Annotated in this window: 12 protein-coding genes; 4 read left to right on the top strand and 8 right to left on the bottom strand. The window is 71.7% G+C overall.

What is annotated here, in order from left to right; translation table 11 throughout:
- Positions 1 to 77 precede the first annotated feature (77 nt).
- Positions 78 to 995, bottom strand: a complete 918-nt coding sequence (locus ABH925_RS27785) for a LysR family transcriptional regulator (protein WP_370151993.1) — start codon at positions 993 to 995, stop codon at positions 78 to 80.
- 112 nt (positions 996 to 1,107) lie between these two features.
- Here ABH925_RS27785 and ABH925_RS27780 point away from each other — a divergent pair, with 112 nt between their 5' ends.
- Positions 1,108 to 2,397, top strand: a complete 1,290-nt coding sequence (locus tag ABH925_RS27780; RefSeq protein ID WP_370151991.1) for an MFS transporter — start codon at positions 1,108 to 1,110, stop codon at positions 2,395 to 2,397.
- Positions 2,398 to 2,510: 113 nt separating this feature from the next.
- Here the strand turns inward: ABH925_RS27780 and ABH925_RS27775 are convergent, their stop codons facing one another.
- The 4 genes from ABH925_RS27775 to ABH925_RS27760 all read right to left on the bottom strand — a co-directional run bounded on the left by ABH925_RS27775 (position 2,511) and on the right by ABH925_RS27760 (position 7,773).
- Positions 2,511 to 3,473: a hypothetical protein gene (locus tag ABH925_RS27775; RefSeq protein ID WP_370151990.1), complete on the bottom strand. Its 963-nt coding sequence runs from the start codon at positions 3,471 to 3,473 to the stop codon at positions 2,511 to 2,513.
- Positions 3,474 to 3,524: 51 nt separating this feature from the next.
- Positions 3,525 to 4,079, bottom strand: a complete 555-nt coding sequence (locus tag ABH925_RS27770) for a SigE family RNA polymerase sigma factor (protein WP_370151988.1) — start codon at positions 4,077 to 4,079, stop codon at positions 3,525 to 3,527.
- Positions 4,080 to 4,243: 164 nt separating this feature from the next.
- Entirely contained in the window at positions 4,244 to 5,494 is a 1,251-nt protein-coding gene (locus ABH925_RS27765; protein ID WP_370151987.1) for a S8 family serine peptidase, read from the bottom strand.
- A gap of 2 nt (positions 5,495 to 5,496) precedes the next feature.
- Entirely contained in the window at positions 5,497 to 7,773 is a 2,277-nt protein-coding gene (locus ABH925_RS27760; protein WP_370151986.1) for a hypothetical protein, read from the bottom strand.
- A 221-nt stretch (positions 7,774 to 7,994) separates the two neighbouring features.
- Here ABH925_RS27760 and ABH925_RS27755 point away from each other — a divergent pair, with 221 nt between their 5' ends.
- On the top strand, positions 7,995 to 9,299 hold the full coding sequence (locus ABH925_RS27755) for a hypothetical protein (protein ID WP_370151984.1): 1,305 nt from the start codon (positions 7,995 to 7,997) through the stop codon (positions 9,297 to 9,299).
- Positions 9,300 to 9,465: 166 nt separating this feature from the next.
- Positions 9,466 to 11,025: an FMN-binding glutamate synthase family protein gene (locus ABH925_RS27750; protein ID WP_370151983.1), complete on the top strand. Its 1,560-nt coding sequence runs from the start codon at positions 9,466 to 9,468 to the stop codon at positions 11,023 to 11,025.
- On the opposite strand, the gene ABH925_RS27745 is transcribed toward ABH925_RS27750, so the two are convergent.
- Positions 10,967 to 12,007, bottom strand: a complete 1,041-nt coding sequence (locus ABH925_RS27745) for an NADP-dependent oxidoreductase (protein ID WP_370151982.1) — start codon at positions 12,005 to 12,007, stop codon at positions 10,967 to 10,969. The two genes, ABH925_RS27750 and ABH925_RS27745, sit on opposite strands and share 59 nt — an antisense overlap.
- A 100-nt stretch (positions 12,008 to 12,107) precedes the next feature.
- On the opposite strand from ABH925_RS27745, the gene ABH925_RS27740 reads away from it, so the two are divergent.
- Complete coding sequence (locus tag ABH925_RS27740; protein WP_370151980.1) at positions 12,108 to 13,007, top strand: LysR family transcriptional regulator; 900 nt, start codon at positions 12,108 to 12,110, stop codon at positions 13,005 to 13,007.
- Between the two features lie 281 nt (positions 13,008 to 13,288).
- Here ABH925_RS27740 and ABH925_RS27735 read toward each other — a convergent pair whose 3' ends face one another.
- Entirely contained in the window at positions 13,289 to 13,624 is a 336-nt protein-coding gene (locus tag ABH925_RS27735; RefSeq protein ID WP_370151978.1) for a helix-turn-helix domain-containing protein, read from the bottom strand.
- Positions 13,625 to 13,626: 2 nt separating this feature from the next.
- Positions 13,627 to 13,779, bottom strand: a complete 153-nt coding sequence (locus ABH925_RS27730) for a hypothetical protein (RefSeq protein ID WP_370151977.1) — start codon at positions 13,777 to 13,779, stop codon at positions 13,627 to 13,629.
- Positions 13,780 to 13,860: the final 81 nt, after the last annotated feature.

Below are 13,860 nucleotides of genomic sequence, written 5' to 3'. Positions count from 1 at the left end.
CATACGCATGGCGCCACCGGGCGAGCGGGCCCCGGTGCCCGAAGAACGCGGCGGAGGCGACCGGTAGGACCGTCGTGTCAGCCGGCGTCGTCGGGGGCGGCGTCATCGGGCACGTGGACGTACTGGCCGGTCAGCTCCAGCAGGGCGCGGACGGCCGCGTTGGCGCGACGGGCGGACGCGGTGCCCACGGACAGCGCCCAGCGCAGGTCCGGATCGGAGACCGGCAGCACCCGTACGTCGGCGGCCTTCGGCGCACTGAACGAGGGCACGAACGCGATGCCGAACCCGTGCCGGACGAACTCGGCCGCCGTCTGGATGTCCACGACCTCGATCGCCACCTCCCGTTCCAGCCCGCCGGCCGCGAACGCCCGGTCGACGACATTGCGGTTGCCGTAGCCGGCCGGGAAGTCGATGAAGCGCTCGCCCGCCAGCTGATTCAGCGTCACACTCTGCTGCCCGGCCAGTCGATGGTCCTGCGGGACGATCAGCACGAGCGGGATCGTGGTCAGATCGCGGACCCGGAGCCCCGCCGGCGGCCGGCCGGCGAGCGAGAGGAAGGCCACGTCGAGCTCGCCGTCGAGCAGCGCCTGGCAGAGCCCGGCCGAGCCGGTCGGATTGGTACGCAGCCTGATGTTCACCGCCGGATGCGTGGCGTGGAACCGGCCCAGCAGGGCGGGCAGGTCCAGGATGCCGACCGAGATCAGCGTTCCCACCCGCACCGTGCCGCGCAGGCCGCCGCGTACCTGGTCGACCGCGTCGCGCGCGGCCAGCGCGGCGTCCAGGGTCGCCCGAGCCTCCGGCAGGAGGGCCGCCCCCGCGTCGGTCAGGGCCACCCGCTGCGAGCTTCGTTCCAGCAGTGGCGCGCCGAGCTCGTGCTCCAGCGCCTTGATCGCGGCGGAGACTCCGGACTGCACCACGTGCAGCCGCAGCGCGGCCCGGGTGAAGCTGAGTTCCTCGGCGACCGCGACGAAGTACTCCAGATGTCTGAGCTCCATCGCAGAACTATCGCATATGGTGATCGAGGTCAGCATCAACTGTCGTTGGACGTGATGCTTCTCGGGGCGGATTCTGGGTGCCGACCCACCAGAGGATCAGGAGCCAGCCAGCATGAGCATGTCGACCCAGTTCCCGCCTTCACCCGTCCGCAACGACACCGCACCGCCGACGGGCACCCCGGTCCACAGCGGAACGATCGCCGGCCGCCCGGCCGCCGGCCGCAGCGTCCTCGGCCACGGCGCCGGATTCTGGGTGATCGCGTTCGCCTTCCTGACCGCGATGGCCTTCTCCGCCGTCCCCACCCCTCTCTATGTCCTCTACCAGCACCGCGACGGCTTCTCCTCCTTTATGACCACGGTCGTCTTCGCCGCCTACGCGGTGGGTGTGATCATCAGCCTCTTCCTCGCCGGACACGCCTCCGACTGGCTCGGCCGGCGTCGGGTGCTGGTTCCCGCGCTGCTGGTCGAGGCGGTCTCCGCGCTGGTGTTCCTCGTCTGGCCGGCACTGCCCGGTCTGCTGCTGGCCCGGCTGCTCAGCGGGCTCGGGATCGGCCTGATCACCGCGACCGCCACAGCCCACCTGTCCGAGCTGCACGCCGTCGACCGCCCCGGAGCCGACCGCACCCGGCCCGAGCTGATGTCCACCGCCGCCAACCTCGGCGGGCTGGGCGTCGGCCCGCTGGTCTCCGGCGCGCTGGCGCAGTACGTCTCCGGGCCGCTGCGCACCCCGTACCTGGTCTTCATGGCACTGCTGCTGGTCGGCGCGATGGCCGTGGCCCTGGTCCCGGAGACGGTGCAGCCCGCCGAGGAGCGCCCGGCCTACCGCCCGCAGCGGATAGCGGTCCCGGCCGCCGCCCGGGCCCGCTACTTCGCCGCCGCGGGTGCCGCCTTCGCCTCCTTCTCGATCCTGGGGCTGTTCACCTCGCTCGCCCCGGGACTGGTCGCCGGAACCCTGCACCACCCGTCCCGGGCGCTGGCCGGTCTGGTCGCCTTCCTGGTCTTCGGCGCCGCCGCGACCGCCCAGTCGGTGCTGGCCCGGACCACCGTCCGGCGTCAGCTCGCGGCGGGCGTCAGCCTGATGACGGCCGGTCTGGTCCCGCTCACGGTCGCGGTCTGGCAGCCCGACCTGGCCCTGTTCCTGGCCGGCGGGGCGGTCGCCGGAGCCGGTGCGGGCGTCCTGCTCAAGGGCGCCATCTCCACCGTCGCCGCGCTGGCCGCTCCCGGGGCGCGGGGCGAGGCCCTGGCCGGACTGTTCCTGATCGGCTACGCCGGGCTGACCGTCCCGGTCCTGGGCGTCGGCATCGCCACCCAGTTCATCTCCGCCAAGGTGGCCCTGCTCGGCTTCGCGGCGGCGATCCTGCTCATGGTCGCCGCGATCAGCAGCCGTCTGTTCCGCCGCTGACGAGGCACGGCCCGGCCCCGGCCCGAAAGGCACCCGCGGGCGGCTCAGTGGCGGCTGCTGTCCGCCGGATTGGGGGTGAACGGGGCCATCCCCCTTACGTCCCAGCGGGGGTCCTATCCCGCGACGGCGATTCCACCGTCGGAACCGTGCATGGGCAGGGCGGCGGCCTGACTCGTGGCGCAGACAAGCCCCAGCCCGTGCCAGGGCGGGGTCGGCGTGCTGGGCGTGCCGACCATCAAACCGAACCGGCAGGGCTCCGGGAGCGACTTCCACACCCGGTCCCAGGCCGGTGCCATGGCCATCGTCACCATCTGCTCCGCCGTCAGGGCCTGAGGCGCGGCCTGTGTCGCCGGATGCGAGGCATCCGTCACCTGGCCCACGTGGACCGTCCCACCCTCGGGCCCGTACCAGTACACGTCCCAGAGCGTGGCGCCCTCCCCGTTCACGGGGTTCTTGAAGCCCTTGTCCACGACGAGGGTGCCACCGTCGAGGGAGGTGGAGGTGCAGTCCTCGTGGGGTGCCTGCGCACGGGTGGGGCACGGGTGCTTCCCGGCGAAGCCGAACGTCGACAACTCGATCGAGGAAGTGCCGTTGGAGGTCGCGAGTCCTGACTGCACCATCCCTCCCCAGTTGTTCCCCGCCATCCCCAGCCAGGGTCCGTAGGCCTTGACGGTGGTGTCCTTGACGTCGTCCTCGACCGCCGTGCTGGACCCGGCCGGGAGCAGGGACCGCAGGGTCTGCACCATGTAGGCCGGCATCCAGGCCGTACTGCCCGGCGTCCCCGCGGTCTGCTCCGTGCCCTTGGCGCCGGGCGTCGTACCGCCCATCACCGTGGACGAGGCCGCGGCCCCGACCGAGGCCGTGCTGGCGGTACCGCCCAGCAGCGGAATCCCCACGGCGGCGACCACCCCGAGCGTGGCCGCACCCACCAGCGACCGCCTGACCCTGGTCCTGCGCCGGATCCGGCCACCCCGCTGCACCGCACCCGCGTACAGATCCGCCGGATTCGGCTGCACCGCCGACTCGGCCACTGCTCTGAGCTCCTGCGCGAAATCGACCTCAATGTCCGATGACATGCCACATACCTCTGTTTTCTTGGTTGGTGAAGGTTCTGCGTTCAGGGATGATCAAAACTCGGCGATCTCGGCAAGGCTGTTGCCCAGCACCCCGCGCAACCGCTGCAGCGCCCGACTGCTGCGCGAGCGGACCGCCGTGGACGTCAGCCGCAGGGCTGCCGCGGTCTCCTCCACGCTCCGGTCCTCCCAGTAGCGCAGCACCAGCACCGCCCGGTCCTGCGGCGCGAGCTGCCGCAGCGCGGCCAGCAGGGTCACCCGCAGCGCCGGATCCTCGTCCTCCGCCGCGCCCACGGCCCGCTCCGACAGGACCCCGGTCGGCAGCTCGCCGCTGCTTCGCTTGCGGCGCTGCGATATGAAGACGTTGACCAGCACGGTGTGCGCGTAGCCGGAGGGATTGTCGAGCCGCACCCGTCCCCAGCGGGCGAACATCCGGCCCAGGGTCTCCTGTACCAGATCCTCGGCCAGGTGCGAGTCGCCCGCCGTCAGCAGGAACGCCGTCCGGAACAACTGCCCGCCCCGCCCCACAGCGAACGCCTGGAAGTCGACAGGCTCCTGCGCCCGGCCTCGGAATCCTGCCGCTGTACCGGTGGCTGAAATGTGCTCCATGCCCAACAGACGCCACGACCGTACGGTTCTGTTGCAGCTGGAGCCGCTGAACTCCGGTGAGGGTCGAGCCGTGCCTCCGGACCCGTCCGGCGGCGGTCGCCACCGGACGGGTGGTGCAGGCATTGGTGCAGGCAGCGGTGCAGGCTAGCGGTGCAGGCCGGGGTTCAGAAGGCGCCGAGTCCGTCGGGGGTGCCGTTTCCGGTCGGTGCGTCGTAGCCCGTGCCCGCGGTGCAGAGGTATCCGCCGCCGCAGTAGCCGTTGCTGCCGGAGGTGACGTCGTACAGGTCCTTGCTGCGGGCGTAGAGGTAGGCGGCGTCGGTCAGCTTGCCGGGGTTGCCGGCCAGCGCTATGACGCCCGCGATGACGGGTGCTGACGCGCTGGTGCCGCCGACCTCCACCCAACCCCCGTCGACGGTCGCGTAGACGGCCACGCCGGTGGCCGGGTCGGCGTCGGCGGAGACATCGGCGACCCCGCGTCCGGGGCAGTCGGAGTCGTGCTGCCAGGCCGGCTTGGCTATCCAGGCCGAGCAGCCGCTGCCGGACCGGGACCAGGCGGTCTCGGTCCAGCCGCGCGCGGTCGTCGACCTGGTCAGCGAGGTGCCGCCGACGGCGATCACACCGGCGTAGACGGCGGGCGCCGAGGGCACCGTGTAGCCGTAGTCACCCGAGGAGGCCACATAGGCGACGCCGGGGTGCCGGTAGTCCTTCGCATAGCCGGAGATCCCGTTGCCCTCCTCGCCGCCGTAGCTGTTGGACACCTCGGTCGCACCGAGCGAGGGCGCGACGGCGGCCGCCGCGCCGAGGTCGGCCTCGGTCTGGTCATCGGCCTCGACCAGCAGGAGGTGGCAGGTCGAGCAGATCGCCGAGGCCATGTCCAGGTCCAACGAGGTCTCGCTCTGCCAGCCGGCGGCGATTTTCGTCGCCGGCGCGGGCGGCAGCGGCGAGGGCTTGCCCTTCTGATTGACCTCGCGGAAGCAGCCGTTGGCCGTGGTGCAGGCCGGCAGCCCGTAGCTGGCGCGGTAGACGGCGAGGTCGGCCTCGGCCGTCGGGTCGCCGAACGCGTCGATCAGCGCGATGGTCTGGCCCTTGCCGCCGGTGGCCGGCAGCCGGTACGCCGCACGCAGATCCGCCGGTCCGTAGCCGGTCGGCAGGCCGGTCGCCGCCGCGTTCCGCCCGACGGCGGCGGGTCCGCGGACGCCCAGGCCGCCGTGCACGTCGTTGCGGACCGAGACGAGGCAGCGCGCCTCGCCCAGGGGCACGGGGCCGCAGGCGTCGTGTGCGGTCGCCGCGGCTGCGGCGGGCATCGCCTGTGCCTGTGCCTGAGCGCTGCCGCCGAGGGGCAGCATCAGTGCGACGACCAGCGCGCCGAATCCGGCGGTGATCCCGAAAGCCCTGTTGGCAGGTGACGGTCGCATGGTCAGGCCCCCTTGACGATCTCGTAGGCGTGGTTGACGGTCTGGCTGATGGATCCGCCCACGGCGTCGGTGGCGGTGATCCGGATCGACGGGTAGGTCCCGGTGTCCGTGACCGGGTTGGTCCAGCTGGCGGTGTAGTCCCCGGCCGACGCCGCTCCGGTGCCGGTCAGGTGCGCGGCCTGCCAGGTCCTGCCGCCGTCGAAGGAGACCTGCACGGTGGCCGAAGTGATGGCCGCGTGTGACCCGGTGTCGTTGTAGGACACGTGACCGATGCTCAGACCCATGGTCTCGGTGCCCGGAGTGGCCGTGCCCTCCTCGCTGGTGGCGAGGCGGGTGCCGATGTTCAGCAGCGGCAGCACCAGGCACGGGGTGGCCGTGCTCTGGCCGGCGCAGTTGCCCAGCGGGGTGAGTGCCGCCCCGGACTCCGCGGCGGGAGTGGTGGAGAAGACCAGCGTGGTGTCGGTGGACGTGGACTGACTGACCAGTGGCGTGGTGGTGTTCGTGCCGTACACCACCGTGTACGTCGCCCCCGTGGCGGGCGCGTTGCCGATCGAGAGGCTGGAACCGCCCGGGGTGGTCCCGAGCAGCTGACCGTTCTGGTAGGCGCTCAGCGAGGAGGTCACCTGCATCGGGGTCCCGTTGGCCTGATAGCCGGGCCAGCCCTGCTGGCCGGGGGTGCTGTCGTCGAAGTCGTCGAGGTTCAGCCGAAGGTCTGTTCCGGCGAGGCACGCCTGGCAGGTAGCGCCGGTGCCCGGGAGGATCGTGTGCCGGCCGACGCCGGGTGCCAGCGGTCCCCGGCCCCAGTCGACCGAGGTCGTGGTGCCGGCCCCGAACGCGGCCGGATCGTCGGTGAGCACGATGCCGGAGCCCTCGAAGGCCTGCTGGATCCAGTCGGTGTGCGGGACGACGCTGAGGTACTCGGTGACGTCCGCCGGCATGGACTGCGGGATCAGCGCGGACGGGCCCATGGGCCCCGGATTCGCGTAGTCGTACGGCATGTCGTACACGGCGCCCCGGCCGGGGGCGGCCGGGTCCGTGTAGTAGTGGTTGTGCTCCGTCGCGAGCTGCGCCGAGGTCACCCGGTAGGCCGTGACGTCGGGCACGTCCGCGGCGGAGAAGACCGTGTCGTAGCGGTAGCCGCCCTTGGTGTTGCCGCCGATCCACTGCACCTCGGAGCTGACCGTGCCGACCCTGGCGGCCGGCTGGGCGTTCATGGCGAAGGGGATGCTCCCCAGCACCGTGTAGTCGAAGCCCATGGCCGAGTCCTGGTTGGACGCGGGATCCGGTGAGGACGCGTCAGTGCGGAACCAGCCCACATTGACCAGTTGAGGGACGGTGGGCAGCGGGGTGGCGACGCGGACCGGGGCCGCCGAACGGCCGTTGAGGACCAGGTCCGGTACGGTCCCGGTCGCCGGAACGGTGAAGTCCGTCCTGGTGACCGCGTAGGCGGAGGTGACGTTGCCCTGGGCGTCGTACGTCTCGACGCCGAAGTCGATGCTGTAGTTGCCCGCGGGAACCGCGACCCGGTCCACTCCGCCGTTGATCGGGATCATGTTCATGAACCTGAGGCTGGAGTCGGTGTTCATCAGCATCGCCTGGCCGTCGGCGGGACGGCCGGACCGGTCCGTCACGTCCACCTGCAGGATGCGCTGCGGGTATCCCGCCGCCGCGCGCACCGGAGCCGGGCCGGCGTTCCCGGGCGCGGCCGGGACACCGGTGAGGTGCGGCACGGTCGTGCCGGGGCGCCGGCCGGCCCGGACGTCGGCGCCGACGGCCTGGCGCAGCGCTGCCACCAGTTGGGTGGCCGTTCCGGGGCTGACCTCGGCGACGGTGCCGGTCTCTGCGTCGGCCGTGGCGCCGGTCCCGGCGTGGCTGCGCAGTTGCGCCGTGACATCGAAGAGCGAGGGGTCGAGCGCGCCGCCGAGGAAGGGCTCGGCCAGGGCGGGGACGACGTGGTAGTCGCCCTGGGCGTCCCGGTAGCTCTGGAAGGCGGCGTCGCCGGGGACGGCCGGGTCGATGGTGTAGCGGGTCCGCCCCGCCACGGTGGTGACGATCACCCGGTCGCCGGTCGCGAGGGTGACGGTCCGGGTGTTCGTGCCGGTGCTGCTGCTCGCACCGGTCGCCGGTGCGGCTGACGTCGTGCCGGCGGTCGGGGCTGTCGCTGCCGGGGCCGCGGCGGCCCCGATCATCCCCGCCGCAGCTACCAGGACGGTCGCAAGGGGCCGCAGTCGGCGCAGGTGCCCTCGACGGGCGCGGCTTCCCCCTGTGGTCTGCTTCAAGGCTTTCTCCCAAGCATCTTGATCGACTGTCAGATCAATAGACGCGTTGGGCGGGCCGTTCTGTCGCTCAGGCTGGCCCACGTCAGCGGGGCGCGCCGCCTGCCGGAGTGGCGGCGGGCCGGAGGCCGGATCGGCGGTGGCGGCGATAATGGCGAAGCGCCACGGGAGCGCGGGCCGCCCGGCGGCGGACGGAAGGGCGGCGTGTCGGTATGGGGGAGCACATGGCTGATCTGGTGCAGCGGCTGGCGAACGCACTGGGCCGGACCCGGGATCCGATCCCGCCTCCGGCACCGGTGCTGATCGACAGTCATGACGACTGGAACCACCACCGGATCCGGCTCCAGGACGGACCGGTTCCGCTGAACGTCGACATCCTGGCCGCCACGGACCGCGCCGCGACCCGAACCGTGTACCTGCTGCCCGGCGGCGGCCTCAACACCGCAGCGGACTTCCTCACCCCGCGCGGTCGCGGTCTGGCCCACTTCCTCTGCGCCAACGGCTTCCTGGTGATCGGGGTCTCGCCCCGCGAGGACGGTCTGACCTCGGTGCGGCCGGACGTCCGGGACTGGGGGCTGGTCCGGCACCGGCAGGACGTCCTGCGGGTGGTGGGCGCGGTGCACTCGGTCCTGCCGATGCCCTACGACCTGCTCGGGCACTCCGCCGGAGCCGTCCTGGCCCTGGACGTGGCCGCTGCGGCCGCCGCAGCCGAAGCCGGGTCTGCCGGTGCCGGAGCTGCCGCCGCCGGGGCTGCCCCCGCCGGGTCTGCCCCCGCCGGGGACGTGCCGGTTCCGGGCCCGGTACGGGTCCTGGTGATGGACACGACCGGGCCCTACGACCCGCGGACCGAGCCCGAACTGGTGGCGCGCGCCGAGGCGCTGCTCGCGGCCACCCGGGAACTGCTCGCGCAGGGAACCCTCGTCGTCGATCCGGGCCTGAAGGCCCTCTTCGCCCGTGCCGCGGCCGACCCTCTGGGCAGCAGTCCCGTGCCCCGGCCGGTCGAGGGCCCTGCGTCCTGCTTCACCAACGCCGGGCTTCTGCACTACGCGCTCACGCACACCCGTCGACTGCCGGGACCTGCCAACTGGATCTACCACCAGGGGTTCAGCAGCGGGAGCTACCGCTTCAGGGCCCGCGCCGAGGAGGACCGCTTCGCGCTCGACCACACGCCGATCGGTGTGTGGTCGGCGGCCGTGGACCAACTCGGCAGCGGGGTGCAGCCCACCGCACTGCTCCGCGATCTGGCCGCGGTCTGGGCCGGCCGCGAGGACGTGCACCGTATCGACTGGTCCGCGGTCCGGGCGGAGGTGATCTGGGTCAACGCCGGGCTCGGCCGCGGTGACCACGACCGCGGTGCCCGGCTGATCCGGGAGCGGAGCGGATCCCCGGTGCGCTTCACCGTCGTCCCCGGCTACGGGCACGGCGACGTGGTGTGGTCCGCCACCGCCGGGGTGGATGTCTGGCCCTCACTCGTCGCCGCTCCCGCCCTGCGCGGTCCTGCCCTTCTGCCCTCACCGACGCCGAGCTGAGTTCCACCCTGGCCACACGCCTGTCTGCGCGGCCTCCTAATATCATCTGGCATTCCCCGACGGACGCTGAAGCCCCCTTGGCCGTGCCCGTCGCCCAACGCCAGACCGACCGACACAACGATGTCCACCGCACAGCGATGGAGTCGTGCATCCAGGAGGCACGTTCATGCAGGCTCGGAGGATCGCCGCGGTCGCCGCAACAGCAGTGGCGCTGGTGGCTGCCCGCGACCTTGTCCAGAAGAGGCACGCACTGCTTCGGAACTTCCCGGTGATCGGGCACGCCCGGTACCTGTTGGAGACGATCGGCCCTGAGCTGCGGCAGTACATCGTCACCTCCAACGAGGAGGAGCGCCCGTTCAGTCGTGACCAGCGCACCTGGATCTACGCGTCGGCGAAGGAGGAGAACAACTACTTCGGGTTCGGAACCGAAGTCGACGTCGAGCATGTGCAGGGGCACGCCTACCTGAAGCAGCGCACGTTCGCCGGCGCCCTGCCCGACGCGCACGACCTGCACGACCCGCAGGCGCCACTGCCCTCGGCCAAGGTGCTGGGCGGGCCGCGCGGTCGCGCCAAGGCGTTCCGGCCGGCGAGCGTGGTGAACATCTCGGCGATGAGCTTCGGATCGCTCTCCGGTGCGGCCATCACGGCGCTCAACAAGGGGGCGGCGCTGGCGGGCACGCTGCACAACACGGGCGAGGGCGGCCTCTCGCCCTACCACCGCAACGGCGGCGACCTCGTCCTCCAGATCGGCACGTCGTACTTCGGCTGCCGCAACGAGGACGGCAGCTTCAACCTCGACAAGCTCAAGGAGGTGGTCGCCGGCGCTCCGGTCAGGGCGATAGAGATCAAGCTCTCCCAGGGCGCCAAGCCGGGGCTGGGCGGGATGCTGCCGGGGGCGAAGGTGACCGCGGAGATCGCCGGGATCCGCGGCATCCCGGTCGGCGAGGACTGCGCCTCCCCGTCCCGGCACACCGCGTTCAGCGACGTCGACTCGATGCTCGACTTCGTCGAGCTGCTCGCCGCCGAGAACGGTCTGCCGGTCGGGATCAAGAGCGCGGTGGGAGAGATGAGCTTCTGGCAGGAGCTGGCCACGCTGATGGCGCGTGGCGACCGTGGTGTCGACTTCGTGACGATCGACGGTGGCGAGGGCGGCACCGGGGCGGCGCCGCGGATGTTCGCCGACTCGGTGGCGCTGCCGTTCCGGATGGGCTTCTCCCGGGTCTACGGCACCTTCGCCGAGCTGGGGCTGACCGACGACCTGACCTTCATCGCCTCCGGCAAGCTCGGCCTGCCCGAGAACGCCGCGGTCGCCTTCGCCCTGGGTGCCGACATGATCAACGTGGCCCGCGAGGCGATGCTGTCGATCGGCTGCATCCAGTCGCAGAAGTGCCACACCGACAAGTGCCCCACCGGCATCGCCACCCAGAACCCGTGGCTGGCCCGCGGCCTCGACCCGGCCTCGAAGTCCACCCGGGCCGCCGTCTACCTGCGCACCCTGCGCAAGGAACTGATGAAGGTCTCGGCCGCCGTCGGCGTCGCCCACCCGGCACTCATCACCGCCAACGACATCGAGATCATGAACGGAGACTACGAGGCCCGCACCCTGGCCGGCGTCTACGGATACAAGGACGGCTGGGGCGAGCTCGGCCCGCACCTCGCCGACGAGATCACCGCACTGCTCGCCACCCGGCCGACCTCCCTGCAGAAGCGTGGTCCCGCACGATGATCTTTCCGGTGTTCTCGCCGCGCAGCATGCCCAGGAACGCGTCCACGATGTGCTCGAACCCGTCCACCACGGTCTGGTCCAGCGCGAGTCGGCCGCTCTGCAGATGGGGGACCGCGAACTCGTACAGCTCGTCCTGCAGGTCGCGGTAGTTGCTGACCAGGAAGCCCTCCATGCGGAGGCTCTTCTCCACGATGTCCGAGTAGTTGAAGTGCGGCGGGGGCGCGTCCGGGGTGTTGTATCGGCTGATGGTGCCGATCCGGACGATGCGCCCGAACTCGCGCAGTGCGCCCACCGCGGCGGCCAGTTGCTCGCCGCCGACGTTGTCGACGAAGACGTCGATGCCGTCCGGTGCAGCCTTGGCGAGCAGTTCAGCGGCGAGGCCGTCGTGGTAGTCGAACGCCGCGTCGTAGCCCACCTCCCGGGTCAGGTGGTCGACCTTTGCCGCCGAGCCCGCGCTGCCCACAAGCCGACCGGCGCCCAGCAGCCGGGCGAACCGGGCGGTGGCCGTGCCGACGCCGCCGGCTGCGGCGGAGATGAAGAGGTCGTCGCCCTCGTGGAGCCGGGCGATGCGGGTGAGGCCCACGTAGGCGGTCAGTCCGGTGCCGCCGAGGACGCTCAGGTAGGCCGTCAGGGGGACCCCGTCGAAGCGGGGGAGTGTGCGGACCTCCTCGGGCCGGACCACGGAGTGCGTGCGCCAGCCCCGCCGGTGGAACACGATCTCGCCCTTGGTCAGCTCCGGCGTCCGCGAGGCGACGACGCGCCCGAGGGTCCGGCCCTCGAGCGGTGTGTGGAGCGCGAAGCCGCCGGGCACGTCGTCCATCATCTCGCGGTGGTAGGGGTCGACGGACCAGTAGAGGTTCTCCACGAGCGCGGTGCCGACCGCAGGATCGGGAATCGTGGACTCGATGAAGGTGAAATTCTCGGCGGTGGGGAAGCCATGGGGGCGGGATGTCTGCTGGACGGTGATCGCCTTCTCGGTCATGACGGGACCGTAGGACGGGAATGGAGCCCTCGGGCAGACTGTTCGGCTCATATGACGCCCCGTTCCATGAGCAGTTCTCATATCCTGAGGTGAGCGCGCTGTGGCCCGCACGACCGACGCCGATCTCGCTCCGCACGAACTGCGCATTCTGGTGGCGGTCGCGGAGGCCGGCGGCTTCTCGGCCGGGGCCGAGGTGCTCGGCCTGACACAGTCTGCGGTCTCCCACTCGGTGCGCGGCAGCGAGCGCAAGATCGGCGCCGTTCTGTTCGAACGCGGTCGCAGCGGTGCGAGACCCACTGCGGCGGGGGAGCAGGCTGTGGCGCATGCGCGCCGCATCCTGCGGCTGCTGGACGTGCTCGTCGCCGAGGCGCGGGGAGCCCACCGGTCCGAGGCGTCGCAGGGGCCCGAGGGGCCGCTGCGGATCGCGGCCTTCCGCAGCACCGCGCTGCACCTGCTGCCACCGGTCCTGCAGCGGCTGCGCGCGCGGTATCCCGGGATCCAACCGCAGGTGCGGATCGTCCGCGAGCTCGGACGCGGCACGGCGGGCGAGGTGGCCGACGGGAGGGCGGATCTCGCCATCGCCACCCTGGACGGCGCGCAGCTGCCGGCGGGGCTGGTCGCGAGCGGACTCTTCCAGGAGAGCTACTCCCTGGTACATCCGGCCGGACACCCGGCTCCGCGCTCGCTGCCGCTCGTCGACTGGGCCGAGAACTGCGGCTCGTACACCCGCGCCTGGTGGGGCGCGCAGGACTGGATCCCGAGGGCCACGATCGAGGCCGAGGACGACGGAGCAGTGCTCTCGCTTGTGGGCGGGGGGCACGGAATGGCGATCATGCCCGCACTCTCCCTGCTTGGAGCGCCGGACTCGATCGAGATCACCGATCTCGGTCCAGAGCGCCCGACGCGCCGTGTCGGCTACGTGACCACCCCGGAGCTCGCCGGCTCCGCCGTCGTGCGCGCCCTGGTGCGGGAGCTGCGAGCCGCCGACTCCGCCAGCTGACGGGCAGCGGGCAGCCAGTGCTCGAGGCCCTGCTGTGAGATCTGAACGCGGTCAGCGAGGCGTTGAACCACCACAGTCTGCCCTTTGACCTTGTCAAACCGCTGGCGGCTGCTCGTTCGCTGCCGCTCGGGGCACCTCGGGTGCAGTTCGGCGCGAGTTGCTCCCAACTCCGACGTTGAGCCGCTCCGGTCTGGCACGATCGGCGCGATTCCGGCCGCCGCTGTCGCTGCCCCCAGTCAGCAGCACCGCTCAGCAGGAGTCGGAGAACCCCCCCCGTGTGGTCACGCGGCCTTGTGGGCGGAGAGCGTGACCTGGGCGTCGTGGACGTCGATGGCGATGTTCAAGGAGGCATCCAGGCCCTTGGCGAGCTTCGCCAGCAGCGGCAGGGTGGGGACGGCGTCGGAGCCTTCGATCCGGGAAATCTTGCCCTGGGTCAGGCCGGCCCGCATGGCCAGCTCGGACTGCGAGAGTCCCAGCTCCACTCGGCGGTCGTAAACCACCTTGGCCAGGGCCATCGACAGGCGGTGCTCCTGGCGTTCCAGGTCGACCTCGGGGGACTCGGTGCAGCCCTCGGTGAGCTTGCGCTCGCGTGCCAGTTTCCAGCGGCTGTGCTCCATCACTACTCCCCTTCCCTACGGCTGAACACCGTGTGCGCCGGCCGGTGCGAGGCCTCGCGCTCCTTCTTCGCCAGCACCGCCCGGTTGATCTGCGCCTCCTCGTGCGACCGGGTCTTGCGGAAGACCGTGCGACGCTCGCCGGGGCGCGCTCCCAATCGTTCGGTTCCGTTCGAGGCTAACGAGCGCAGTTCAGCATCAGGTGCTCCCGCTGCAGACGTTCATCCACTCCAGCTTGG

It is taken from the genome of Streptacidiphilus sp. EB129, from assembly GCF_041262645.1.
In the GTDB taxonomy this organism is placed as follows: domain Bacteria; phylum Actinomycetota; class Actinomycetes; order Streptomycetales; family Streptomycetaceae; genus Streptacidiphilus.
Note: the sequence above shows the minus strand (reverse complement) of the source record. Positions and strands in the feature narration are given on the sequence as shown.

Coding starts and splice junctions, on each gene's coding strand:
- ABH925_RS27785 (WP_370151993.1), bottom strand. CDS start 995: ATGGAGCTCAGACATCTGGAGTACTTCGTCGCGGTCGCCGAGGAACTC.
- ABH925_RS27780 (WP_370151991.1), top strand. CDS start 1,108: ATGAGCATGTCGACCCAGTTCCCGCCTTCACCCGTCCGCAACGACACC.
- ABH925_RS27775 (WP_370151990.1), bottom strand. CDS start 3,473: ATGTCATCGGACATTGAGGTCGATTTCGCGCAGGAGCTCAGAGCAGTG.
- ABH925_RS27770 (WP_370151988.1), bottom strand. CDS start 4,079: ATGGAGCACATTTCAGCCACCGGTACAGCGGCAGGATTCCGAGGCCGG.
- ABH925_RS27765 (WP_370151987.1), bottom strand. CDS start 5,494: ATGCGACCGTCACCTGCCAACAGGGCTTTCGGGATCACCGCCGGATTC.
- ABH925_RS27755 (WP_370151984.1), top strand. CDS start 7,995: ATGGCTGATCTGGTGCAGCGGCTGGCGAACGCACTGGGCCGGACCCGG.
- ABH925_RS27750 (WP_370151983.1), top strand. CDS start 9,466: ATGCAGGCTCGGAGGATCGCCGCGGTCGCCGCAACAGCAGTGGCGCTG.
- ABH925_RS27745 (WP_370151982.1), bottom strand. CDS start 12,007: ATGACCGAGAAGGCGATCACCGTCCAGCAGACATCCCGCCCCCATGGC.
- ABH925_RS27735 (WP_370151978.1), bottom strand. CDS start 13,624: ATGGAGCACAGCCGCTGGAAACTGGCACGCGAGCGCAAGCTCACCGAG.